At 33.8% G+C, this 25,271-nt stretch carries 19 protein-coding genes; 9 read left to right on the top strand and 10 right to left on the bottom strand.

Features of this window, described 5'->3' with window-relative positions:
• Window positions 1-32: 32 nt before the first annotated feature.
• The 5 genes from RM519_RS04940 (at window position 33) to rlmB (ending at window position 10,328) form a co-directional block, all read left to right on the top strand.
• Window positions 33-3,341: a SusC/RagA family TonB-linked outer membrane protein gene (locus tag RM519_RS04940; RefSeq protein ID WP_311592464.1), complete on the top strand. Its 3,309-nt coding sequence runs from the start codon at window positions 33-35 to the stop codon at window positions 3,339-3,341.
• Window positions 3,342-3,352: 11 nt separating this feature from the next.
• Window positions 3,353-4,798, top strand: a complete 1,446-nt coding sequence (locus RM519_RS04945; RefSeq protein WP_311592465.1) for a SusD/RagB family nutrient-binding outer membrane lipoprotein — start codon at window positions 3,353-3,355, stop codon at window positions 4,796-4,798.
• Window positions 4,799-5,080: 282 nt separating this feature from the next.
• Entirely contained in the window at window positions 5,081-8,104 is a 3,024-nt protein-coding gene (locus RM519_RS04950; RefSeq protein ID WP_311592466.1) for a SusC/RagA family TonB-linked outer membrane protein, read from the top strand.
• Window positions 8,105-8,107: 3 nt separating this feature from the next.
• Window positions 8,108-9,496 carry a RagB/SusD family nutrient uptake outer membrane protein gene (locus RM519_RS04955; RefSeq protein ID WP_311592467.1) on the top strand — a complete coding sequence of 463 codons (1,389 nt, stop codon included), beginning with the start codon at window positions 8,108-8,110 and terminating at the stop codon, window positions 9,494-9,496.
• Between the two features lie 91 nt (window positions 9,497-9,587).
• Window positions 9,588-10,328, top strand: coding sequence for a 23S rRNA (guanosine(2251)-2'-O)-methyltransferase RlmB (rlmB, locus tag RM519_RS04960; protein WP_311592468.1), 741 nt, complete (start codon window positions 9,588-9,590; stop codon window positions 10,326-10,328).
• Here rlmB and RM519_RS04965 read toward each other — a convergent pair.
• On the bottom strand, window positions 10,323-10,997 hold the full coding sequence (locus RM519_RS04965) for a rhomboid family intramembrane serine protease (protein WP_311592469.1): 675 nt from the start codon (window positions 10,995-10,997) through the stop codon (window positions 10,323-10,325). The two genes, rlmB and RM519_RS04965, sit on opposite strands and share 6 nt — an antisense overlap.
• A gap of 93 nt (window positions 10,998-11,090) precedes the next feature.
• On the opposite strand from RM519_RS04965, the gene RM519_RS04970 reads away from it, so the two are divergent.
• Window positions 11,091-12,365, top strand: coding sequence for a replication-associated recombination protein A (locus tag RM519_RS04970; protein ID WP_311592470.1), 1,275 nt, complete (start codon window positions 11,091-11,093; stop codon window positions 12,363-12,365).
• Here RM519_RS04970 and RM519_RS04975 read toward each other — a convergent pair.
• The 7 genes from RM519_RS04975 to radC form a co-directional block, all read right to left on the bottom strand.
• Window positions 12,362-13,216 carry a hypothetical protein gene (locus tag RM519_RS04975; RefSeq protein WP_311592471.1) on the bottom strand — a complete coding sequence of 285 codons (855 nt, stop codon included), beginning with the start codon at window positions 13,214-13,216 and terminating at the stop codon, window positions 12,362-12,364. The genes RM519_RS04970 and RM519_RS04975 overlap by 4 nt on opposite strands.
• Before the next feature lie 21 nt (window positions 13,217-13,237).
• Window positions 13,238-14,617, bottom strand: a complete 1,380-nt coding sequence (locus RM519_RS04980) for a DUF5723 family protein (RefSeq protein ID WP_311592472.1) — start codon at window positions 14,615-14,617, stop codon at window positions 13,238-13,240.
• Window positions 14,610-15,155 carry a hypothetical protein gene (locus tag RM519_RS04985; protein ID WP_311592473.1) on the bottom strand — a complete coding sequence of 182 codons (546 nt, stop codon included), beginning with the start codon at window positions 15,153-15,155 and terminating at the stop codon, window positions 14,610-14,612. The genes RM519_RS04980 and RM519_RS04985 overlap by 8 nt, the downstream gene beginning before the upstream one ends.
• A 4-nt stretch (window positions 15,156-15,159) precedes the next feature.
• The gene (locus RM519_RS04990) at window positions 15,160-15,840 is read right to left on the bottom strand and encodes a YjjG family noncanonical pyrimidine nucleotidase (protein ID WP_311592474.1); all 681 of its coding nucleotides are present in this window, start codon (window positions 15,838-15,840) and stop codon (window positions 15,160-15,162) included.
• A gap of 202 nt (window positions 15,841-16,042) precedes the next feature.
• Window positions 16,043-17,335, bottom strand: a complete 1,293-nt coding sequence (locus tag RM519_RS04995) for a polysaccharide deacetylase family protein (protein WP_489753983.1) — start codon at window positions 17,333-17,335, stop codon at window positions 16,043-16,045.
• 2 nt (window positions 17,336-17,337) lie between these two features.
• Window positions 17,338-18,804, bottom strand: coding sequence for an MltF family protein (locus RM519_RS05000; RefSeq protein ID WP_311592476.1), 1,467 nt, complete (start codon window positions 18,802-18,804; stop codon window positions 17,338-17,340).
• 67 nt (window positions 18,805-18,871) lie between these two features.
• Window positions 18,872-19,570, bottom strand: coding sequence for a RadC family protein (radC, locus tag RM519_RS05005; RefSeq protein ID WP_311592477.1), 699 nt, complete (start codon window positions 19,568-19,570; stop codon window positions 18,872-18,874).
• A 54-nt stretch (window positions 19,571-19,624) separates the two neighbouring features.
• Here radC and trkA point away from each other — a divergent pair, with 54 nt between their 5' ends.
• From trkA to RM519_RS05020, 3 genes are read left to right on the top strand one after another with little or no spacing between them, the layout of a single operon-like run.
• On the top strand, window positions 19,625-20,971 hold the full coding sequence (trkA, locus tag RM519_RS05010) for a Trk system potassium transporter TrkA (protein WP_311592478.1): 1,347 nt from the start codon (window positions 19,625-19,627) through the stop codon (window positions 20,969-20,971).
• 6 nt (window positions 20,972-20,977) lie between these two features.
• Window positions 20,978-22,477 carry a TrkH family potassium uptake protein gene (locus tag RM519_RS05015; protein WP_311592479.1) on the top strand — a complete coding sequence of 500 codons (1,500 nt, stop codon included), beginning with the start codon at window positions 20,978-20,980 and terminating at the stop codon, window positions 22,475-22,477.
• Window positions 22,478-22,532: 55 nt separating this feature from the next.
• Window positions 22,533-23,210, top strand: coding sequence for a hypothetical protein (locus RM519_RS05020; protein WP_311592480.1), 678 nt, complete (start codon window positions 22,533-22,535; stop codon window positions 23,208-23,210).
• Window positions 23,211-23,215: 5 nt separating this feature from the next.
• Here the strand turns inward: RM519_RS05020 and cdd are convergent, their stop codons facing one another.
• Window positions 23,216-23,698 carry a cytidine deaminase gene (gene cdd, locus RM519_RS05025; protein ID WP_311592481.1) on the bottom strand — a complete coding sequence of 161 codons (483 nt, stop codon included), beginning with the start codon at window positions 23,696-23,698 and terminating at the stop codon, window positions 23,216-23,218.
• A 23-nt stretch (window positions 23,699-23,721) separates the two neighbouring features.
• Entirely contained in the window at window positions 23,722-24,864 is a 1,143-nt protein-coding gene (gene porV / locus RM519_RS05030; RefSeq protein WP_311592483.1) for a type IX secretion system outer membrane channel protein PorV, read from the bottom strand.
• Window positions 24,865-25,271: the final 407 nt, after the last annotated feature.

Raw genomic sequence — 25,271 nt, forward strand, 5'->3', positions numbered from 1 at the left:
TTTGGTCTTGGATTAACTAAAATAATTATACAATGAAAACAAGGTTAAAAGGAATTTTAACGCTGTTAATGGCGTTTGTCGTGCACCTAACTTTTGCACAAACTAAAACTGTTACAGGAACAGTCACTGACGATTCGGGCCCATTACCCGGAGTTAGTGTTTTAATTAAAGGTACAACAACGGGTACCGAAACAGATTTTGATGGAAACTATAGTATTGAAGCCAGTGTAGGAGCTGTTCTTCAATTTAGTTTTGTAGGTATGGAGACTCTAGAACAAACCGTTGGAGAATCGAATACACTTAATGTTACAATGATTGCAGGAACTTTATTAGATGAAGTTGTTGTTACCGCTCTTGGTATATCAAGAGACAAAAAATCTTTAGGGTATTCTACACAAGAAGTCTCCGGAGATGAACTTACAAATGTACAAACCGACAATTTTGTAAATGGACTCTCTGGACGTGTTTCTGGTATTAACATTCAACAAAACACCAATATGGGTGGTTCTACAAATGTTATTATTAGAGGTAACACTTCGCTTGGTGGAGATAACCAAGCGTTATTTGTGATTGATGGAGTTCCTATCAGTAACACAAATACAAATAATAGAAGTCAAGAGCAAGGAGGAGGAAACAGCTACGATTATGGTAATGCTGCTTCTGACATCAATCCTGAAGACATTGAATCTATTAATGTACTAAAAGGTGCTGCTGCCTCTGCCCTATACGGATCTAGAGCTGCTAATGGAGTTATTATGATTACCACCAAAAAAGGTAAAAAAGCAGAAGGATTTGGAATAACCGTAAATTCAGGCTTTACTTTCGGTGTGGTTGATGAATCAACATTTGTAAAGTACCAAGATCAATATGGTGCCGGTTATGGCCCCTATTACGACGGACCAGGAAACCAATGGTATGTAGAAGATATTGATGGTGACGGCACAGGTGATCTAGTAGCTGGTCTTGGTGAAGATGCTTCTTACGGACCTGCATTTGACCCAAATCTATTTGTTTATCAATGGGATGCTTTTGATCCTGCCAATCCTAATTTTGGGCAGAGAACTCCTTGGGTAAATGCCAAGAACGGTCCTTTAGAATTTTTTGAAACTCCTACAACTTTTACAAATTCTATATCTCTAGACAGAGGTAGTGATAAAGGATCTTTTAGATTGAATTACACAAACTTTGATCAATCAGGTTTATTACCTAATAGTTCTTTAAAGAAGCATAATTTTTCTATGGGTGCAAACTACACCATCAACGAAAAATTGACCGTTTCGTCTTTTGCGAACTACATCAATACTAAAGGTCTAGGTAGAAACTCTACTGGATACAATGATAATTTAGTAGGTGGATTTAAGCAATGGTGGCAAACAAATGTTGACATCAAACAACAACGAGACATCTATTTTCAAACCGGTCGAAATGTAACTTGGAATCCTACCTATGTAGATGACTTAAATCCAATTTACTGGGATAACCCATATTGGACACGTTATGAAAACTATCAAAATGATAAAAGAGATCGTTTTATTGGGAATATTGCTTTGACATATGAAATAACTGATTGGTTAAATGTTATGGGACGTGTTGCTACGGATACTTATAGCGAAATTCAAGAAGAACGTAGAGCCGTAGGTTCTGTACCTTCTAGATTTGGTATTGGTACTGCTGGTGGAGACGGAAGTATTCAAAGAAACGTTCAAGGTTCTGGATATGCTAGAAAAGACATTACCAGTTCTGAAACAAACTATGATTTAATGTTAAATGTAGATAAAGATCTTACAGATGAATTAAATCTTAAGGCTATTTTAGGTACAAACATAAATAGGGTAAATTTCAGCAGTCTTTATAGTTCTACAAGTGGTGGCTTGGCTGTACCTGGAATTTATGCACTTCAAAATAGTGCTGGACCGCTACCATTACCAATCGAAACTGTTTGGAAAAATGGAGTTGATGGAATTTATGCGAGTGCATCATTCGGGTTTAAAAACACCTATTTCCTAGATGCAACAATAAGACGTGATAAAGCATCTATGCTACCAGAAAATAATGACACCTTTTATTATCCTGGTGTTTCGACAGGAATCATCTTTAGTAACTTCATTGATGCAGATTGGCTAAGCTTTGGTAAGTTTAGAGCAAACTATGCTGAAGTTGGATCTGCAAGAAGAGGGCCTAATTTATTAGACGACACCTATAATATTAACATTCCAATTGGTGCGCCAAGTGCTACGGTATCAAATACCAAGAACAATCCAGATCTTAAAAACGAAACTACAAAAAGTTACGAAGTTGGATTGGAAATGTCATTTTTACAAAGAAGACTTGGATTTGACTTTGCTTATTACAAATCAAATTCCATAGATCAAATTACACCTGTAAGACTTTCGGAAGCAACTGGTTTCTTATACAAGATTGTGAACGCAGGAGAAATTGAAAACAATGGATTTGAAATTTCGGCTTTTGGTACTCCAATTAAAACCGAAGATTTTAGCTGGAATATAAATGTAAACTGGTCTAAAAACGAGAACGAAGTACTGTCTCTTGCTGAAGGCTTAGAAACTTTACAATTAGGATCGTTCCAAGGTGGTGTTACCATAAATGCACAAGTTGGTCAACCTTATGGTGTTATATATGGTACAGATTATACTTATTTAAATCCGGACAATCCAAAAGCAAGTGAAAGATTAATCGATCCGGATAGTGGTCAATATCTAAAAACTTCGACTTCGGACAACGTAATCGGAGATGCAAATCCTGATTGGCAAATGGGTATAAGTAATAGTTTCTCATATAAAAACTTTGCATTAAGCTTTTTAATTGATATAAAGAAAGGTGGAGAAATCTGGTCTTTAGATCAATATTACGGTTTAGCAACGGGATTACCTGAAGAAACGGCATTCACCAATGATTTAGGAAACCCAGTTAGAAATCCTATTACGGGAACTCCTGGAAACTACGGAGCAGATAGTGGTGGATTTATTAATACTGGAGTAAACCCTGATGGCTCTACAAACGAAACTAGAATTAGAGCAGATAGGTTCGGTGCCTTCGGGTATAGAAGAGGCCTACCAGATAAAGCATTCTCTTATGACGCAGGATATGTAAAACTTAGAGAAATAGCATTTACATACACACTTCCTTCAGAAATTTTGGATAAAACTTTCTTAACAGGAGTGAGTATAAGCGCAGTAGGTTCTAACATTTGGATAATTGATAAGAGTTTACCACATGCCGATCCTGAATCTGGTTTAGGTGCAGGTAATTTACAAGGATACAGTGTTGGTTCTTTACCATCAACTAGAGACTTTGGAGCAAACCTTAAGTTACAATTTTAAAAATGAAAAAAATGAAAAAATTTATAGCACTGGCCTTCGGAGCATTACTTATAGTTTCTTGCTCTGACAACTTAGACGGCCTAAATGAGAATACTAAAAACCCATCGTTTGTAGCTGGCGAATCATTATTTACCGCGGCTCAAAAATCGTTGGTAGACCAAGTAGTAGATTTAAATGTAAACAATAACAATACAAAGTTATGGATGCAATACTTACAAGAATCTACATATACAGATGAAAGTAATTACGACCAGGTTACTAGGACCATACCAGAGCAGCAATGGAGTATTGGATATAGAGAAGTTTTAAGAGATTTAAAAGAATCTCAAAAAGTAATCTCTGAAACTACCTATTCTGAAGCGGATGCGTTAAATACGAACAACAAGTTAATGATTATTGAAGTGTTAACAGTTTATACTTACGCTATGCAGGTGGAAATTTTTGGAGATGTTCCATATACTGAAGCGGTTAATATTGATATTTTAACTCCAAAGTATGATGATGCAGAAACCATTTATAGAGATTTAATAAATCGTTTAAATACTGCCATAAATGGATTAGATGCTTCTAATGGAAGTTTTGGAGTTGCCGATAATATTTATGGTGGAGATGTTGCCTTATGGTTAAAGTTCTCAAATTCTTTAAAACTTAGAATGGGGCTTCTTATGGCAGACGTGGATAACGCTTTGGCACAAACAACTGTTGAAGCCGCTGTACCTGGCGTTTTAATGAGTAATGTTGACAACGCAAATTTCACATATTTATCGTCGCAGCCAAATACAAACCCTGTACATGCTAATGTAGTATTAAGCGGTCGTAACGATTTTGTAGCTGGTAAAACCATTATTGATTTTATGAATGCAACAGAGGATCCAAGAAGACCTCTTTGGTTTACAACTGTTAATGGTAATTATATAGGAGGCGAAATTGGCTCCCCATCTACCTATAGCGCACACTCCCATTTATCCGATCAAGTAGTTGGAGCAACAGCAAATGGTGTAATGATGGATTATGCCGAAGTTCAATTCTTGTTGGCAGAAGCAGCTGCTCGAGGATATAACACCGGAGATACACCAGCAAACCATCACGCGGCAGGAATTACTGCTTCTATGGAAGATTGGGGTGGATCTGCCGCTGATATCGCTACCTTTTTGGCAAGACCAGACGTAGACTATGCAACAGTTATTGCTAATAGCACAGCCACTACCCCTTGGAAAGAAGCAATTGGAAACCAAAAGTGGGTTGCTTTATTTAATAGAGGCCTAGAGTCTTGGATAAGTAAGAGAATGCTAGATTACCCTTTGTTAGCAGTACCTACCGAAGCGGTTTCAGGATTCCCTAATAGATACACCTACCCTATTGTAGAGCAGACATTGAACGCTACAAACTATAATGATGCTGCTTCAGCCATTGGCGGAGATGCTGCAGAAACCAAATTATTCTGGGATATCAATTAATTTTGCGTTGATATTAATTATAAAAGAGGTGAATTTATTCACCTCTTTTTTATGCAATATTGATTTATTTTACATTTTTATATTCTTAGAACCAATAAATTATCATATCTATAACTTTTGTTCTGTTTCTCTAAATTATTTTTTTTTTAATGACTAAATAATGCATTATAAACAAAATCATTTAAGAAAATCTTAACTATTTTAACATATTTTAAGCTAAAAAGTTGTTTTATTAAGTATTAATTAAGACTTTTGGTCTTGATTAATTCAAAAAGTTATAACATGAAAACAAAGTTTAATGGAATTTTAACGCTGTTATTAGCGTTTATGGTGCAATTAACATTTGCACAAAGTAAAACCATTTCTGGAAATGTGACGGACGAAACAGGTCCATTACCAGGAGTGAGTGTTTTAATTAAAGGTACTAATACAGGTACTGAAACTGATTTTGATGGTAATTACTCTATTGAAGCTTCTGTGGGAGATGTCCTTCAGTTTAGCTTTATTGGAATGACTTCTCAAGAAATCACTGTAGGTGCTTCAAACTCAATTAATGTAACTCTAGAAGCTGATAGTGTTTTAGAAGAGGTCGTGGTAGTTGGTTATAGTACTTATAAGAGGTCTGAAGTTACCGGTTCTGCTGTACAACTTACTGCAGAAGAGTTAACAGATGTTGTTACACCAAGTATCGATCAAGCCTTACAAGGTAAGGTTGCAGGTCTTTCTGTATCTGCAAACTCTGGTACTCCTGGTTCTACTTCTCAAATTAGAATTCGTGGTATTAGTTCTATTACTGCAGGTAACGAGCCGTTATATGTAATTGATGGTGTTCCGATTAGTAATGGAAATGCATCGAATTCTGGTGCAACATCATTCTTCTCTAACTTGGCATCTATCGATCCAAACAACATTGCGTCTGTAACAGTACTTAAAGATGCATCTGCCACTGCACAGTATGGTGCAAGAGGATCTAATGGTGTAATTTTAATTACAACAAAAACAGGGAAATCTGGTAAAACTCAATTTAACTTCAATTCTCAGTACGGATTTTCTAACGATGCTGTTGATGGACCAGATCCATTAACAACAGTAAATCGTTTAGAATTAGCTTCTGAAGCATATTTTAATGATGGTTTCTTTGGGACTGAAGCTGAAGCTGAAGCCTATCTTCTTGCAAGAGAGCCTTATTTATCTTGGGACGCAAATGGTAGACCAGAGGGTAACTGGAAAGAAACTATTAAAAATAATGATGCTGTTACTCAACAATACGGTTTCAATGCAACTGGTGGTCAAGAAAACTACAATTTTAATGTAGGTTTAGGTTACATGCAACAAGAAGGTACTGTAATTGGTTCTGAGTTTGAAAGAATTTCTGGAAATTTAACTTTCAGTGTAGATTTAACTGATAACTTAACATTTTCGACTTCTAACGAAGGTTCTTTTCAAGAGCAAGATGCATTCTTAGAGAGAAGTGCTTACTTTGAAGGTGCAAGAAGTTCAATCTTCTTTATGCCTCCATACAGAATACCTTACAATGATGATGGTTCAATCAATCAATTTGGTGGTTCTTTACCAAACCCATTATATATTACTAAGTATAATATAGATGACAACACATTGTCAAGAATTCGTTCTATTAACAAAATTAATTGGGATCTTGGTAATGGATTTGACTTTATGTCTAGGTTTGGAATTGATTATCAAGTTTATAATTCTAGATCTTATTCTAATAGAAATTATGGATATGGCTCTCCTACAAGTGGTGATGCTGGACAATATGTGAGACATACAACAGATTTAACTTTCCAAAATCAATTGAATTATAGAACTGATATTGGTGAAGATCACAATTTAACAGCATTTGTTTTGCAGGAATACCAATCTAACAAAAGATACTATTTAGGTGGTTACGGTGAAAACTTTGCTGATGATGGGTTATTTAACTTAGATTCAACTGGAAATCCAGTTTCTATTACTTCTAATGAAACTGATTATTATTTAGGTGCCTATGCACTTAACGCAAGTTTTAGTGCTTATGGAGGAAAGTTCATTTTAAATGGTAACTACAGATATGAAGGTAACTCTAGATTTAGCCCTGACGAAAGATGGGGTGGTTTCTGGTCTGTTGGTGGAGCATGGAACGTACACAAAATGAATTTCTTAAATGATTCTAATTGGATTAACAACTTAAAATTAAGAGCTTCTTATGGTGTTACAGGTAATGCAAATATTGGATTAAACCAATACCAATCATTATTTTCTTATAGTGTAGACTATAATGGTGAAGGTGCTCAATTGGTTAATACCTTTGGTAATGACGCCTTAACATGGGAAAAATCAAACACTTTAGATGTTGGTATTGAGTATACATTATTTGACGGTATTGTTAATGGTAATTTCACTTACTTTAATAGACAGTCTTATGACTTATTATTAAACGTACCTTTATCTCAAACTACAGGATTTACAAGTCAAGTTCAAAACATTGGTGAATTAACTAATAAAGGAATTGAAGCAGAAATAAATGTAAATATAGTACGTAGTGAAGACTTTAATTTCTCATTAGGAGGTAATATGGGTACTGTTGATAATGAAATCACAAAATTACCTTTGAAGCCAGATGGTGAAGAAAGAACTATTACATCCTCAAGAACAAGAATTGAGTCTGGTCATCCAGTAAATGCTTGGTATATGCCTACTTGGGCAGGTGTAAACCCAGATACGGGTGAAGAAATGTGGTACATTGACGAAGTAGGTGGAGAAACAACTACAGTTTTTAATGACGCAGAACAAGTATTTCAAGGTGGTAATGGAGTTCCAACATTTACTGCAGGTATGAATATGCATGTAGACTTCAAAAACTTCTATTTAGATGCAAATGGTTACTACGCAACAGGTCATAAAGTACGTGACGGATGGCACAGGTATACCAGCGAACCAAATGCATATCCAATTTTTGCATTTCAAGGATTAACAACTTTATTGGATAGATGGCAAGAACCAGGAGATGTTACAAGACATGGGAAATTCTCAAGTTCTTTTACTCCTTGGCAATCACACTCTAAATACTTATTTGATGGAACCTACTTTAGACTTAGAAGTGTAACTCTTGGTTATGACTTTACAGATAAATTAAACGTTGCAGGAATTGCAGGATTAAACGTTTTCTTAAGAGGTCAAAACTTAGCAACTTGGACAAAAGATTCAAACTTAACTTATGATCCTGAAATTGACTTAGGTGGTACTATTGGATTGGAGACACCTCCTTCAAAAACCATTTTATTTGGACTTAATATAAAATTTTAAAAAATGAAAAAAATATTTAAATATACATTATTACTAGGGTTAAGTGCTGGGTTACTTAATTCTTGTGGTACCGATAGTTTAGAACCAACATTAGCTCAAGACAAGTCTGTTGAAGGAAGTATTATTAATGTAGGTAACTTATATAGTATTATTAAAGGTGTGCATAGCCAGTTAACTTCTGGTGGATATTATGGACAAGCTGCTATTATTACTAATGAAGTTAGAAGTGATAACATGTTTTCGAATGGAAATTCAGGTAGGTATTCTACCCAAGCTGAATTTAAATATAACGAAAACACAGATTATTTATGGAACAATTGCTATTCTGTAATTGCCAATGCAAATATTATAATTAATACAGATATTAATACGTTAGATGGAGATTTGGACTATGGTCGTCATATTCAAGGTCAGGCAACTGCAATTAGAGCGTTAGGACATTATGACTTACTAAGAAGTTTTGGACAGCAACATGCTGGTGGATCTTTAGGTGTTCCAATTATAACTACGTTTAAAGGAAGTGAAGAAAGTTTATCTCCTTCTAGAAATACTATAGACGAAGTTAAAGCTGCTATTTATGCAGATTTAGAAGCAGCGTTTGGCATGATGGATGTTGCTTATGATAGTAAAATATTCATCTCAAAGTATGCTGCTAAAGCTTTAGAGGCTAGAGTTGCTTTATACTTTGGAGATTGGAGCCGTGCTAGCGCAGCTGCAAAAATGGTAATTGACAACAGTGGTGCAACTATTGCACCTGCTGCCAATTTTGTTTCTAACTGGACTGGAAAGCAAGCTGGTAACTCAATTTTTGAATTACAATTCTCTGCATCTGATAATGCTGGTAACGGAGGTTTAGCATATATGTATAGATACCCAAGTGATGCTCCTAGCGGATATGGTGATGCTGAGGCAATTGCAGATGTTATCGATCTTTATGCTGACGGTGACGTTCGTAAAGACATCCTAGGATACCAAGATGCTGGAACTGCTTTACGTAATATGGGCAAATACCCAGATATTGTTACTACTGCAGATAACGTACCTTTAATTAGAATTGAAGAAGTGGTGTTAATATATGCAGAGGCATTATTTGAGATTAACAATGCTGACCCAATGGCATTAACACAATTAAATTCTATTACATCTAATCGTGGAGCTGCAGCTCATACAATGGTTACTAAAGATATTCTTATCGAAGAAAGAAGAAAAGAATTAATCTTTGAAGGATTTAGATTTGATGATTTAATGAGAACAGGACAAAGTATCGATGTTATTGGTTCTAGTCAAAACTTAATTGAAACTTTGACTTACCCAAATAACTTGTTTACATATCCAATTCCAGCGGCGGAAATTAATGCAAATTCTAACGTTGTTCAAAATGAAGGATACTAGTAATTAGTAATCTAGATTAAAAACCTAAAGGCCATCTTATTTCAAGATGGCCTTTTTTTTATGTCGTACTTATTTTAAGTACCTTTGCATCATGGAAGAAAAATCATCAAAAATATTCGGAATTAGAGCTGTTATAGAAGCCATAAATTCAGGTGCTACAATTCAAAAAGTATATCTTCAAAAGGGATTAACAGGTAACCTTTTCTCAGAATTAAATACTTTGATAAAAAAACACAGTATTGCAACGAGTCATGTACCTGTAGAGAAATTAAATCATCTTTCTAAAAACAGCAATCATCAAGGTGTTGCTGCTACCATTTCTCCAATTGACTTTCATGATTTAGAAACTATTTTAGAAGGAATTTCCACCACTGATAAAACACCACTTATTCTACTCTTAGACCAGATTACAGATGTTCGAAATTTCGGTGCTATTATCCGTACGGCAGAATGTACGGGTGTTGATGCAATCGTCGTTCAAAATCAAGGAAGCGCTCCATTAAATGCGGATGCGATTAAAACCTCAGCGGGAGCTGCTTTTAAAGTTCCAATTTGTAGAGTTGACCATTTAAAAGATGCCCTATTTTTATTACAAGCCTCAGAAATAAACCTAGTTGCTGCCACTGAAAAAACTGACGATACGCTGTTCGATGTTAATTTTATTCAACCAACTGCAATAATAATGGGTTCTGAACATAGAGGTGTAAACCCCTCTATTTTGAAAATGGTGGATGCTAAGGCAAAGTTACCTTTGCTTGGTACTATTGAATCTTTAAATGTATCGGTGGCCTGTGGTGCGTTCTTATATGAAGCATTGAGACAACGTCTATAGTTGCTCCTCAGTTTCTTTTTCTATTAAAGCTTCCGGGTTGTAATTTCCGTTTTCATCAAACATTAAATCGAATTTTGTTTGTGTAAATACGAATTCCTTCTTCTGAGGCCCTTTATTTCTATATAATATTGCCAACAATAAACCTACAATAAACCCAGACAAATGTCCTTCCCAAGACATTCCTGATTTGATTGGAAATACGTACCAAATCATTCCTCCATACAAAAAGACAACGGCTAAAGAAAGTGCTACCAACCTATAATGCTTTCGTATCAACCCACTAAAAAACACAAAACTAAACAACATATAAACTACGCCACTAGCACCAATATGATAGGACTCCCTTGCGAACGACCATGTCAATAACCCTGTAAGTAGCAAGCCAAACACCAACGTTTTAAAAGCTAATTCTTTATAAAAAAAGAATAAACTCCATAAAAGTACAGCTAATGGAATCGAATTATTTATCAAATGAGAAGTAGAACTATGTATAAAAGGAGAATATAATACTCCTTTTAATCCAGTAACCGTCTTCGGTAAAATTCCATATTTAGTAAAATTATATCCAAACCTTATTTCTGACCAATACACTAACCAAATAGAGAACACAGCAATAAATGGTACTATGATTACTTGAAGAGAAAAACGGAAATTTTTTGAATCATCCATACTTTATTCGAACAAAAACAATTCCCAAACTAAAATGTTGGAAATATTGGCAGTTCATAATCAAAACTAATCAATTTCTAGTACTTTTATGCAATGAACGAACCGTTAGCAGAACGAATTAGACCCAAATCACTCAACGATTATATTAGTCAGCAACATCTTGTTGGTCCAAATGGATATTTAACGCAACACATAAAACAGGGTGTAATACCATCATTAATACTATGGGGGCCTCCTGGGATTGGTAAAACAACTTTAGCAAATATTATTGCAACTGAAAGCAAACGTCCGTTTTACACCTTAAGTGCTATTAATTCAGGTGTTAAGGATATCAGGGATGTTATAGCCAAAGCAAAACAAAGTGGAGGGCTCTTTACAACCAAAAACCCTATTTTGTTTATTGATGAGATTCATAGATTTAGTAAATCTCAGCAAGACTCTTTACTTGGAGCCGTAGAAAAAGGCTGGATCACATTGATAGGAGCCACTACGGAAAACCCTAGTTTTGAGGTTATCCCAGCCCTCCTTTCTAGATGTCAGGTTTACATCTTAAATTCATTTGAAAGAGAAGACTTGATAGCCTTAATTCATAGAGCGGTGACCAAGGATGAATTTCTTTCAAAAAAGAATATAAAATTAAAAGAAACAGATGCACTAATTCGATTATCAGGAGGTGATGCGAGAAAATTATTAAACATTTTCGAACTATTAATTACTTCTTCAGAACAAGAAAATATAACTATTACAGATAAGTATGTAATGGACCGCGTTCAAAAAAACATGGCTCGCTATGATAAGACTGGAGAACAGCATTATGACATCATATCAGCTTTTATTAAATCTATTAGGGGTAGTGATCCAAATGCGACTGTATATTGGCTTGCACGTATGATTGAAGGAGGGGAAGATGTTAAATTTATCGCAAGAAGATTATTGATTTCAGCATCGGAAGATATTGGTAATGCAAATCCGACAGCGTTAATAATGGCCAATAACACGTTTCAGGCGGTAAGCACGATCGGATATCCAGAATCTCGAATTATATTAAGCCAGTGTGCTGTTTATTTGGCCAACTCTGCAAAAAGTAATGCCTCTTATGAAGCCATTGGCAAAGCACAACAAATTGTTCAAGAAACAGGAGACTTACCAATTCCATTACATTTAAGAAATGCTCCTACAAAATTAATGAAGGACTTGAACTATGGAAAAGAATACAAATATGCTCACAACTATAATGATAACTTTGTTGAACAAGAATTTTTACCTGACGAATTGTCTGGCACAAAACTATATGAGCCTGGTCAAAATAAAAGAGAGCAAAGTTTTAGAGAAATCTTAAAAAAGCGTTGGAAAAAGTACAACTATTAGAAAAATTTCAGATTCAGCGTTTTAACTACTGGCTTTCCATTTTCGTAATATTCAACTTTCCATTCCTCACCATCTTTATAAACAATAGCTGAATGGCCATCTAATAAATACACATTCTCTAAACCAGTATTTAAAAGTTTATAAATAACTTTTGGTGTGGCATCAACAATCTGATATCCATTCGCAATAGGTTGAGCATACAAAACCTCAGAAGTTGCTTTTACCTGTTCGGTTTTCTCTAATACCTCAACCGTTTCAGGTTCGCCTTTCTCAACTACAACAACCGCAGTAGTAACGGGAACTACAGTATTGGCAGACCTTTTATTAGCACTTGCAACCACTGATTCCGGTTCAGAATTATTACTAATATTATCAGCAGAACTAGCAGCGACTTCTTGAGTAGCATTATCGTCTATTGGTTCATATTTATAATTTAGTTCTTTCACTCCTTCAAAAGTTTCTCTAGCGCAAGCAAAATATGCCGTTTTATAATCTTTTTCTTTAGAAGTACTTTCTTCAGAACTAAATAATACATTATTGTCGCAGTCAATCAAATCAAAATTCATTTTAGTATTGAACAATTTAGAATTATCATTTAACAAAGCAGTTAAAGCCAAACATCTATTTAACTTCAACTCGTCAGGAAACTCTTCATTACTTAAAAACACCGTAAATCCCTCTTTTTTAAATAAAAATTTAACCAATGAATTTACCTGAAATTGATCATCGCTTCTCTGAAATTCATATCTCACAGGAACAATTAAATATTTATATGAATTTACACTTCTCTGAGCAGAAACTGCAGTGCTAATTAATATGGTAATTACAACTAAAAATTTAAGGTGTTTCATAATGTTTTATTTTTTGTAAAACTACGGAATATTTTTATCAATAATAATGTTTAATCCCAATTGGAATGCCGTACTATTTGCTTTTGCAAGGTTACTTAGATATTGTATGTTATCTGCTGCTAAATAGAGATTAACAGGCCCAAACTTAGTCGATAATCCGATTCCGATATTAGAAGACGAATAGTTATCAAAGGTATAAGTAAATTTAGTCCTTAAAACACTTCCAAAGCGACGTTCATAAAAAATAGTGGCAGCATATTGTACATGCAGAAGCCTATTAGCAACGAACAACTGCCCTCCTACTGCATTTCTATAAGGATCATTTGCATTACTTTTAAAACAATCTTCATAATACGGCTTTCCAAAACTATACTTTGCAGATGCATTAAATTTAATCGGTCTATAAGAATTATATCCTGTTGTCAAAGTGTCTATTGGTAATTTATTTTCGAAATCCTCTTTCAGCTCTTCCCAATAATCACTTGGCGCATCTGGATCAAATTGCATTTCTATCCCTTCAGTATTATACCCCCCCCTCAAATAATAAGAAGATACATCTTTTTCGTTTCTCACAAATCCAATATCCAATATACTCCCAGTTATATGAAATTGATCATTAATTTTATGTGTAAATCCAATGTCTAATCCAAACCCAGGGTTTTCAAATGTTATAATTTTTTTAGCATAATCTTTCGGTTCAAAATCGGAATTATCATCATATATTAATCCAGCAGTTTGAAAAGTGGCATCTACATTTATCAAATGATGATGAAAATAATTATTAACTCCTTGGGTTGTATAAAATTCGCCTCGATTGTTTTTCGTCTGTGCGCTAAATACAGATGAGTACAATTTAAGCCTACCTCCTATTGTAAATTTCTCATTTACTTTATGGGAAATTCCCGCATGCAAGACTCCGAGCATATCAGCCTTAAAATTAATCCCATCTAATGAATATTGTTTATTCAAAATTGTCGTTCCTTCATAAAAAAGTTTCGCTACATCTGAAGGGTAATAAAAAACCATATCAAATTCTTCATATAAACCAAAACTCAAAAAATCATTTTCATTCAATCGGATACCTCCGCTTATTACCTCTACCCTTTCGTTTATAATAAAGGAGTCGTCATTATCTAATCCATAAATAACATCTCTTATTTTATCATTAACATCTCTTCCATCATCAGCAAATATGTCATAGGCAGTAACACCGGTGACTCCACCATCTAAAGATATACCGGATAAAATTGGAATTCCAATAAAATAATCGTGACTATAATTACTACCCGGGTTAAGAATTAAAGTTTGCGGTATTTCGTCAAAATCATATAATATTTGATATTCTTGACTGTACAACTTTATCGATAATAAAAAAATAAATCCTAAGACTAACTTATTCATCTTCGGCAGTAACTTTATAATGTAATAGAACTGCTGATTCTACATTAAACGATAGACCCAAATTAGGGTCTAAAGGAACACCACTCTCCATTAGAACTTTCAACACAAATTTTTCAGTTGCAATTACATTAGGAACCTGCGCTTCGGAAATAATTCTCACATATTCTTCATCGACAGAATTAGGCGTTGTATTAATTGGATTTACTAGAAATAATGAATTACTATTCTCATCCAAAAACTCATATTGTAATGTAATATTTCTATTAAAAGTATTCGAAATTTTAAATAAAAAATCTGCTTGAATCAAATAATCCTCTGAATATGGTCCAGCAAAAACTGGAATGCTCACAGTATCAGATAATAATAAGGTTTCATTATTCAAATCATCTAAAAAATCATTGGCTTCTAATTTGAAATAAACTAATGAAACATTATGATCTGTATAAACTTCAATATCTTCTATTTGATCAAAGTCCACACCACTGACACAACCAGAAAACAATAATACAATTGAAAATATGAAAATATACTTTTTCATTTAACTATAAAAAGTTCTTAATTTCTAATAAATTTTTAACTGAAGGTATGGATTCTCCTACAGTTTCATTCCCAAAATTACAGTAAATTACATTCAACCCATAATTTTTTGCACCCATAATATCGGCTTCCCAACTATCGCCAATCATAAAACTTTCTGTATTTATGGCCCCCGCTTTTTGAAGTGCATATTTAAATACTTTAGAGTTTGGCTTTTTAACTCCCACTTGTTCAGATGTAATGATTTGATCGAAGTATTTTCTAATCCCAGAGTTCTCTAGTTTCTTATTCTGAACCTCAATAAATCCGTTTGTAATAATATGAAGTGTATACTTTGTTTTTAGGTACGTTAGTAACTCATGTGTTCCATGGAATAAATGATTAAAAGTTGATAAATAAGTAATATAATCTTCTGACAGTTTACTTATTACATCATCGCTAAAATCAATTTTAAGTATTTCAAAAGTATCTTTAAGACGTCCGTATCGTAATTGCTCCTTAGTCACTTTATCTACCCTATACAAACGCCAATATTTTAAATTAATGTTTTGATAATAGTTTAGAAATTTCTCCACATTTACAGGGATTCTATTCAACTCAAAAATCTTTTTAAAAGTTAGCGCAGAGTTTTTGTCAAAATCCCACAAGGTGTGGTCAAGGTCGAAGAATATATGTGTTGGTTTCATTTGATAAAAATAAAACTTATTAAAGTAGTAAAATCGAATTTATTCTACATTTAATAAAATTTCTTGCAAGAATGAATAAATGAGAACTTCATTAGATTATTGATAGCATTACTTTAATGATGATAGGTATTTTACTTTTTTTATAAAAATATTGTTCCGCTGAATAAAGTTCTTCTCTTTTAAAGAAATTTTCCATTTCGTTCTAATCAAAAATGGATTCATAAACTTTCTTCCAATCTTTCCATCTTTCATTTTCACTTAAACTCTCATTATGGAATAGAGTTATAAATGTTCCATTCACTTTCTCCACTTCATTTTTTATTTCTTGAATCTTTACTGCCGCAACGGTAGGGACATGCCCTTGATAGTCATTTAAAGCTGCATCCATAATTGCAAATGGAAATATTTTAAGAGGCGTCTGAATTTCAAAATCCAAATCGTAAAAATAAAACGGAGTACAAGTACTTGCTCTAAATCCCATTTCTTTTGCATAACCCATTGAATAGTCTTCTACCACATCTAAATCAATTAAGTTTTGATAAGTTTCTGGTAATTTAACTCGTAAATAGTGTTGTCGAGATTTTTGAATTGGCTGATTTACAATTTGCTCTAACCTCTTCTTCTCTTTTTTGAGTTTATCGGAATTCTTCATCGTATAATAGGATGGATGCAATCCAACTTCTACATAATCTGCCATAGATTTAATCAGTGACCTATATGCGTTATTAGATGAAGAAACATTTGTATCATACGTTGTATAATCTCCAATTAAAAAGAAAAATATCGTCTTTATTCTTTTCGATTTCGACAAAGAAATAATTTCATCGAAAGTATCAAATGGATCATTTCTTAACCGTAGAAGAACGAGTGTTCTTTCTATGAGTCTTCCAATTTTTAATGTAAAAAAATCTTTAAAAAACCCTCCCAAATTACGAACAAACCCCTTATGCTTATATGCAAATACATTGTCTACATCTATAGTTGATATAATTTCGAACTCTCGTTCTTTAAAACTAAAGTCGGGAAATTTATTTTCTAATATTTCTTTAAATTGAAAAGTCCAAATATCAACAAGTGGCTTTTGTAAAAATCCTTTTTTAAACGCAAAACTTTCTGTTGCCGGAAATCGTTCATTTGAATCTTGAACATACGGTAAATACTCTTCATAGCGACTAATTAAATAAAAACTTGCTGCAAATAGATCAAATGGCATTAAACCTTTTGGATTATTCATAAAAAAACAAGGTACCTCTTTCCAAGAAGACATATTTATTGAAATATCATTTATTCCCTGTTCAAAAAGCAATTCATGACTTCTAACATGAATTTCATTACCTAGTGCTTTTTTTGAATATGAAAACTTGGGACCACTGTGTGCAATAAACTCTGATATATCCATGGTAAACGCAACAGGAACCTGAATTATCCTAACAAATACCTGTTTAAAAATATAACTTAACCTTGGAGTGACTTTATGGGTATAAACTAAAATCAATACTATTCGTTAATAAATTGTTTATAATGATTATATCTTTCAAAAATCTGATCTACATATGTAAACGGCTCCATCCCTCTAACATAACCATATCTTATGTTGGGTTTTGTATAATTCTTTCTTAGACTTAACGCTAAAATCATTTCTTCTACATTATCATCCCACATAAGTCTATCCAAGTTTCTTTCATCAGCCATACGTTGGGCATCCAATACATGACCATACCCGCAGTTATAAGAGGCCATTGTAAATTTTATTCTTTGTTCTGGATCAGGAATAGAATCGAATCGCTCCCATAGTTTTCGTAAATATTTTGTTCCTCCCGTAATATTATCTATGGGGTCAAACCTATTCGAAACACCCATTTCTTTTGCTGTTGCCGGCATCATTTGCATTAAACCTCCAGCTCCTGCCCAAGATTTCGCCTTAATATCAAACTGAGATTCTTGATAGATTAAAGCTGACACTAAACGCCAATCCCAATCCAAATGAACAGATTTTGATTTTATTAAGTCATCATAAATACTAATTGAATTTGTATTGACACTATAAAAATCACTCTTAACTCTTCGCCTAAAATCTCTTTTATCTTCAAAATACTTATCATATATTACATAGTAATCGACCTCTTTCTTAAACGCCGTTAACCACGAGTTTAATTCCTTTAATAGTTCCGGAGAATTTAATCTTGTTGCCCATCCAATACGTTGTGAAAAACTAACTGGGGTACTTACATCCAAAATTGGGTAATATGAAGCTACTATACTTGCTATATTATTATCAGCCACTGTATATTTTATTTGTCCATCTACCACCATTTTAATGATTTCATCTGTAGTAAGGGTACCATCCAACGTATCAATCATAACCTTTCCTCCAATTTCTCTAGACAAATGTTTCAATCGCATACTATATGCTGTTTTCTCTCTAACGGATACCTTTTTACCATCTAATTCAATGGCGTCCTGAAGCAAGTCTTTTTCAATTTCATGCAACTTCATTTGTCTCCAGTTATCTGGTTTCTTTTGAACCAACACTTGATGTGCCAAATAAATATAATCAGAAAAACTAACCATTCGTTGACGCTCTCTAGTTATGGTTAACCCATGTGCCATTAAATCAACTCTCCCGGTATTTAAATTAGAGATTAAATTATTAATATCATTCGCTACCACAATCTCAAAATCTACCCCCAAATGTTCTGCAAAACGCTGTAACAACTCATATTCAAAACCCATTGGCTGCCCCTTGTACAAAAAGTAACTTGTGCCGCTATAGGTTGTAGAAACTTTTAATTTACCATCTTTCAAAATGGCATCTAAATCTCTTGTTACTGAAGGTTTGCTTTCCTCAATTTTCTCAACTACATCTTCCGCTCCCTTCAACTCTACACTGGGTTCTTCCTTTTTGGAAGAACAAGACAAAATTGTAAAGGCACTAATTAAAAATAAAAACAATCTAAACTTCATAAATTAAATTTTACTTAATTAAACAATGTATAAACCTACAAAATTTTGAAACAATTAAAACTGAATATTACAGTTCATTATTATCGGCAAAACTGAAATAGTCACTTTGTGTTATGATTAAATGATCTAATACTTTGATATCCAAAGCTGCTCCAGCCAACTTTATTTTTTGAGTTAATTGTTTATCGGCACTACTTGGGGTTAAAGACCCTGATGGATGATTGTGGCTGAGTATTATTGAAGTTGCCTTTAGTTCCAGGGCTTTTTGAAATACCAACCTTGAATCGACTAGTGTTCCCGTTATTCCCCCTTTACTTAATTGCATTTTACTTAAAACCTTATTAGAATTATTTAGATACAAGACCCAAAATTCCTCGTAATGCAAATCCCCTAATATCGGCTGCATTAATTCATAAACCGATCTGCTAGAACTCACTTTATACTGTTCTCTTGCAAGTTCACTTCGTCTTCTTCTTCCTAATTCCAATGCAGTAATAATGGCAACCGCCTTTGCTTCTCCAATCCCGTTAAATTTCAACAAATCTCCTACCTCAAGTTTTGCCAATGCATTCAAATTATTTCCAACCGATGACAGAACACGTTTAGATAAATCAACGGCACTTTCATTTTTACTTCCAGAACCAAACAAAATTGCAACCAATTCAGCATCCGATAAAACATCTTTACCTTTGGCTATCAACTTTTCTCTAGGCCTATCATCTTCGCTCCAATTCTTAATCGAAAAAGAATGATTCTCCTCACTCATATCACTTTTTTTATCAAAGATAAGTTTTATATATTTGTATTAAATCCGTTTTAAATGAAAATCATAATTGCTGGTGCCGGAGACGTTGGATTCCACCTTGCAAAACTGCTATCATACGAGTCTCAAGATATATTCGTAATTGATGTAGATAGCGAAAAACTCAATTACCTAGATTCTCATCTCGATGTTATCACAACCAATGGAGATGCAACTTCAATCCAGACACTAAAGGATATTGCTATTGATAAAACTGATTTATTGATTGCGGTCACAGATTCTCAAAACACCAATTTCGCCATCGCAGTAATTGGAAAAAAATTAGGTGCAAAAAAAACGATTGCACGATTAAATAATCCTGAATTTATTCATAATACTGAGATTAATTTTAAAGATTTAGGTTTGGATTCTGTAATTTCTCCAGAAGAATTGGCTGCTAAGGAAATAACAATGTTATTAAATCAGTCCGCTTTTAATGATTCTATTTCTTTTGAAAATGGAGCATTAAATATGGTTGGAACGACATTAAATCAAGGAGCCCCAATTTTAAACCTTACCGTACAACAAGCAAAAAACAAATTTCCCGAAATAGAATTTATAACAATTGCAGTAAAAAGAGTAAATGAATCCCAAACGATGATTCCTCGAGGTGATACTGTATTTAATATTGATGATGAGGTATACTTCTCTTGTCCAAAATCCAGTATAAATAAATTACATATTCTTGCCGGAAAAGAAGCATTTGCCGTTAAAAATGTAATGATTTTAGGAGGAAGTAAAATCGGTGCAAAGTCAGCTAAAAAATTGTGCCAAGAAAAATATAGAGTTAAACTTATTGAGAAAGAAAAAGAAAAGGCGTTTACCCTAGCCGAACGTTTAAAAAATACACTTGTAATTAATGGAGACGGAAGAGATCTCGAATTACTTGAAGAGGAGAATATTAGAGAAATGGATGCTTTTATTGCGGTTACAGGAAATTCCGAAACCAATATTATGTCATGTCTCGTTGCTAAATCTAAAGGGGTAAAAAAAACAATTGCTTTGGTAGAGAACATGGATTATATCAACATTTCTCAAACGATTGGAATTGATACTTTAATTAACAAAAAGTTATTGGCCGCTAGCGAAATTTTCAAGCATGTTAGAGAGGGAGAAGTTCTTGCTTTGGCGAACTTAAAACATGTAGATGCGGAAGTTCTTGAATTTAATGTAAACCCTAACTCAATTGTAACTAAAGATAAAATTAAAGATATTAAACTTTCTAGAAACGCAGTATTTGGTGGTGTCATAAGAAATGGTGTTGCTATGATGACCTTTGGATATTTTCAAATATTACCTGGTGATAAAGCTGTGGTATTCTGTCTACCAGAAGCAATTTCCGACGTTGAAAAACTTTTTAAATAATTGTTGATGAAATCATTCAACTATCAAATTATAATTAGTTTTTTGGGCCTTACTGCAATGCTAAATGGTGCATTCATGCTCTTGGCCTACCCATTTAGTTTGTATTATGAAGAATCCGCTCATTGGGGAATGCTTTCGGCAGGTTTTCTTACAATAATATTAGGATTCTCAATGTGGTTCTCAAATAGGAACGCTCCCAAAAACCTTCAAAAGAAAGAAGGATATGTTATTGTTACATTTGGTTGGCTAATACTATCTCTAACAGGTACATTACCTTATTTACTTACAGGTGCTATTCCTAATTTTACGGATGCCTTTTTTGAGACGATGTCTGGTTATTCAACTACAGGTTCATCTATCCTACAAGATATTGAAGCCATGCCAAAGGGAATACTCTTCTGGAGAAGTGCAACGCATTGGATTGGTGGCATGGGAATTATTGTTTTAACAATTGCTATTTTACCCCTCTTAGGAATTGGAGGTATGCAATTATTTATGGCAGAAGCTCCAGGACCTTCTGCGGATAAAATGCATCCCAGAATTACTGAAACTGCAAAAAGACTTTGGTTAATTTATTTTTCATTAACAATTACAGAATTTTTCTTATTAAAAGTTGCTGGAATGACTTGGTTTGACGCAATTAACCACGCCATGTCTACTCTAAGTACTGGTGGTTTCTCTACCAAAAATGCTAGTGTTGCTCATTGGAACCATATGCCAATGATTCAATATATCATCACATTTTTTATGTTTGTTGCAGGTACTAACTTTATAGTCACTTACTTTGCGTTTAAGGGAAAGTGGCGCCGAGTATTAAACAATGAAGAATTTAAATGGTACTTTTTTGGTTCCATATGGCTTATTGCAATTTTAACTATTATCATTATTAACTTTCAAGACCCAACATTACAAACAACAATTAACCACCCAAAACCATATGGAGAATTTGAAAGCGCTATTAGACACGCCTCCTTCCAAATATTAGCAATTTTTACAACTACAGGGTTTGTAAGTGCTGACTTTACTATGTGGAATTCTTTTGCCACAATGTTTATTTTCTCTCTTTTCTTTATTGGTGGCTCCGCAGGATCTACCAGTGGTGGTGTAAAAATTGTAAGACATATTACCATGATTAAAAGTAGTATTCTAGAATTTAAGAAACTTTTGCATCCAAGCGCAATTATTCCTGTTAGGTATGGAGGAAAAGCAATTCATCAGAATATTATTTTTAATATCCTTTCTTTCTTTGTTTTGTATATGCTCATCTTTATTTTGGGATCAGTAATGTTTACTTTTTTAGGGTTAGATTTTATTTCAGCTATAGGAGTAACCGCGTCTTCTTTGGGCAATATAGGACCAGCATTGGGCAGTGTTAGTCCTGTAGATAATTTCGCTCATTTATCTATAGCAGCCAAATGGTTTTCCTCTTTTCTTATGCTTATAGGTAGATTGGAACTCTTTACAGTTTTAATATTACTTACTCCATATTTTTGGAAAAAGAACTAGTTCCAGTTTTCTCATTTCCTTAACACTTCTAAAACAATTAAAACTTATTTTTGCAGTGAGAATCATAATTATGAATGGTACGCTTTTTAAAATCACTTTTTTCTGTTTTGCTTCATTTCTTTTCTATTCAAAATCTTTTGGACAGGAGATAAAACCTAAATCGTCCACATTTGAAGTAGCTCCTAATATTGTGGTACCTAAACCAAATGAAGATTTCTATGGAATGAAGGCTAAAGATGAGAAATACCAAACACCTGTTGACCTTGTGCTACAGAGTATTTTGGACGCAGAAGCGAGAAAAACACTAAATGACAAAGGGATAATTGACCCTCAAAAAGTACATGAGGAAAAATTAAAAAAAGAAATTGCGGAAATCAATAGACAATATGCTAAAATTGACCAATACCTTGGTGGTTTTAGCAGTACTTCTGATTCAGCCACAATCGTTTGCCGAGATTTTCAATACCCTGATGGAGATATTGTAACAATTTACTTAAACAATGAACCGATAATTAGAGACATTACCCTTACAACTTCATTTAAACAGTTTAAACTACCGCTTAAAAAAGGGTTGAATGTTATCTCATTTAAGGCGGAAAATCAAGGTTCGTCGGGACCAAATACAGCGGCTTTTATGGTTTTTGGAGATAATGGTGAGGTAATCTCTTCAAACGAGTGGAATCTAGCTACTGGAGCAAAAGCTACCCTTTCAATAGCGCGCGTAGACGACTAATTACTCTATAAAAACGATTTGTCAAATGCTAAAGGTAGTAAATCATGAAGTGATTCTGTTTTTATTACATTTCCTGTTTCACCCATAAAATAAATAGCAATATTTTCTTTTTGCTTAATCTCATATTCTGATAGTGCCTGACGGCATCCTCCGCAAGGAGCAATAGGTTCTTTTACAGGCTTGTTTTTTGAACTTGCAGTAATTACAATGGTTTTTATCTTAACTCCAGGAAATTGCGAACCTGCTTGCCAAACAGCAACACGTTCTGCACACATGCCCGAAGGATAGGCAGCATTTTCTTGATTATTCCCGGTTATAATTTCTCCATTTTCTAACAAAAAAGCGGTGCCAACATGAAACTTAGAATAAGGTGCATAAGCGGTATCCCTTATTTTTACAGCTTCCATCATTAAATCTTGAACATCTAACGGAAGCTCTTCGACAGAATCATAAAGTGTAATTGGTGTCGTTATTTCAATTTTTTTCATGCAATAATATACAAAGTTATTATTTAATAATCTTCATATAAATCTCCGAAGTCAAATGCAAGAGAAAATCTAAATGTGTTCTCTAATGGATTGTTAACGTCAGAGGCATTAAACAAATACGAGATATCTAATTTTGTACTTTTAAATTTAAATCCAGTACCTACTGTAAAATATTGACGCGCTCCTTTTAAATCACTTTCGTGAAAGTATCCCGTTCTAAGTGCAAATGCATTGTTATAAACATACTCTGCCCCCAAAGCCCAAGTGAACTCCGCCATTTCTTCACTAAACCCATCTGGAGCATCAGCAAATGATTGAAACATTCCAGTAAAGAATGGCACATCATCTTCTTTTCCCTCAATCACATCTCCGTTTTCATCTCTTATAGGAGGAGTTGGAACTAGTAATTTAGTAACTTCTGCAGTTGCAGAGATCTTGTTATAATCATCTAAAATAAAATCAAATCCACCGCCTAATTTCAAATTGGTAGGAATAAAATTTTCTTTTCCTCCATCAGAATAAGTAACCTTAGGGCCGATATTTGCAATATTAAACCCAGCCCTCCAACGGCCATTAAAACCTCCATAATTTACTTCTTCACCCTGATAATAACCCGAGATATCGACTGCAAAGGTATTTACTGTATTTAATAAATCATCGGTAGATTTTAAAGCAAAATCCGATCTGATATAACGCATAGTTACACCCATTGAAAAATACTCACTTAATTTTATAGCATAGGTACCATCAAGAGAAAACTCATTTGGTTTTTCAACTCCAATTGGGTTTCCTGAACCATCAGTTAATTGAATTTCACCAAACGTAAAATATTTCATACTTGCCGCCCATGCACTTCTATCATTTATTCTATTTCCAAATGAAACCCCTCCCAAAAAAACATCATTTACCAATTCACGCATCCAAGGCGTATAATTTACACCCAATGCAAATTGAGAATTTAAAAATGCATATTGAGCCGGGTTGTGATGCTGTGAATTAGCATCTGCACTAGTTGCAACTCCTACATCTCCCATTCCTCCTGCTCTCGCATCTGGAACAATTAATAAAAATGGGGCTGCCGTTGTAATAGGATTTGGCTCTTCTTGTGCCTTAATAATTGGAATAGCAAAAAAGATTGCCATTAAAGAAATTCCAAGTTTTTTCATGGACTAAATTGATTATTGGGTTGACAAATATCTAATTTTTTATTGAAGTATTACTAACTTCTCATATTTTTCTGACTTCACATTAGACAGCTCACTCTTAACATTTAATTTATATGCATATTCTCATTTTCTAATTTTATCTCCTAAATCATCTAAACTATTCCGAACAATTTCTCAGGACAAACTATCTGTAGATTGTCAGTTTTCATTTATAGTTTACACTAAAATAACTGATAATAAAAATCTGAACCGCCACCTCTAATGCTTCATTTTGCTTATTATTATTTAATCAAAATGCCGTGTAGTTTACAAACGAATTTGAACAATCCAAATCATGATCCAAAATTATTCCAGAATCATTTACTACAATAAATGATAACGTTGCACAAGCTGAGTTATTGTATGTG

This window comes from Urechidicola vernalis (assembly GCF_031846385.1).
Classification (GTDB): Bacteria; Bacteroidota; Bacteroidia; order Flavobacteriales; family Flavobacteriaceae; genus Urechidicola; species Urechidicola vernalis.

Excerpts from the sequence above, each read along its gene's own strand:
- RM519_RS05000 (WP_311592476.1), bottom strand. The coding sequence starts at position 18,804 with ATGAAGTTTAGATTGTTTTTATTTTTAATTAGTGCCTTTACAATTTTG.
- RM519_RS04955 (WP_311592467.1), top strand. The coding sequence starts at position 8,108 with ATGAAAAAAATATTTAAATATACATTATTACTAGGGTTAAGTGCTGGG.
- RM519_RS04980 (WP_311592472.1), bottom strand. The coding sequence starts at position 14,617 with ATGAATAAGTTAGTCTTAGGATTTATTTTTTTATTATCGATAAAGTTG.
- trkA (WP_311592478.1), top strand. The coding sequence starts at position 19,625 with ATGAAAATCATAATTGCTGGTGCCGGAGACGTTGGATTCCACCTTGCA.
- RM519_RS04975 (WP_311592471.1), bottom strand. The coding sequence starts at position 13,216 with ATGAAACACCTTAAATTTTTAGTTGTAATTACCATATTAATTAGCACT.
- RM519_RS04970 (WP_311592470.1), top strand. The coding sequence starts at position 11,091 with ATGAACGAACCGTTAGCAGAACGAATTAGACCCAAATCACTCAACGAT.
- RM519_RS04940 (WP_311592464.1), top strand. The coding sequence starts at position 33 with ATGAAAACAAGGTTAAAAGGAATTTTAACGCTGTTAATGGCGTTTGTC.
- RM519_RS04985 (WP_311592473.1), bottom strand. The coding sequence starts at position 15,155 with ATGAAAAAGTATATTTTCATATTTTCAATTGTATTATTGTTTTCTGGT.
- cdd (WP_311592481.1), bottom strand. The coding sequence starts at position 23,698 with ATGAAAAAAATTGAAATAACGACACCAATTACACTTTATGATTCTGTC.
- rlmB (WP_311592468.1), top strand. The coding sequence starts at position 9,588 with ATGGAAGAAAAATCATCAAAAATATTCGGAATTAGAGCTGTTATAGAA.
- porV (WP_311592483.1), bottom strand. The coding sequence starts at position 24,864 with ATGAAAAAACTTGGAATTTCTTTAATGGCAATCTTTTTTGCTATTCCA.
- RM519_RS04965 (WP_311592469.1), bottom strand. The coding sequence starts at position 10,997 with ATGGATGATTCAAAAAATTTCCGTTTTTCTCTTCAAGTAATCATAGTA.
- radC (WP_311592477.1), bottom strand. The coding sequence starts at position 19,570 with ATGAGTGAGGAGAATCATTCTTTTTCGATTAAGAATTGGAGCGAAGAT.
- RM519_RS04990 (WP_311592474.1), bottom strand. The coding sequence starts at position 15,840 with ATGAAACCAACACATATATTCTTCGACCTTGACCACACCTTGTGGGAT.
- RM519_RS04945 (WP_311592465.1), top strand. The coding sequence starts at position 3,353 with ATGAAAAAATTTATAGCACTGGCCTTCGGAGCATTACTTATAGTTTCT.
- RM519_RS05015 (WP_311592479.1), top strand. The coding sequence starts at position 20,978 with ATGAAATCATTCAACTATCAAATTATAATTAGTTTTTTGGGCCTTACT.
- RM519_RS04950 (WP_311592466.1), top strand. The coding sequence starts at position 5,081 with ATGAAAACAAAGTTTAATGGAATTTTAACGCTGTTATTAGCGTTTATG.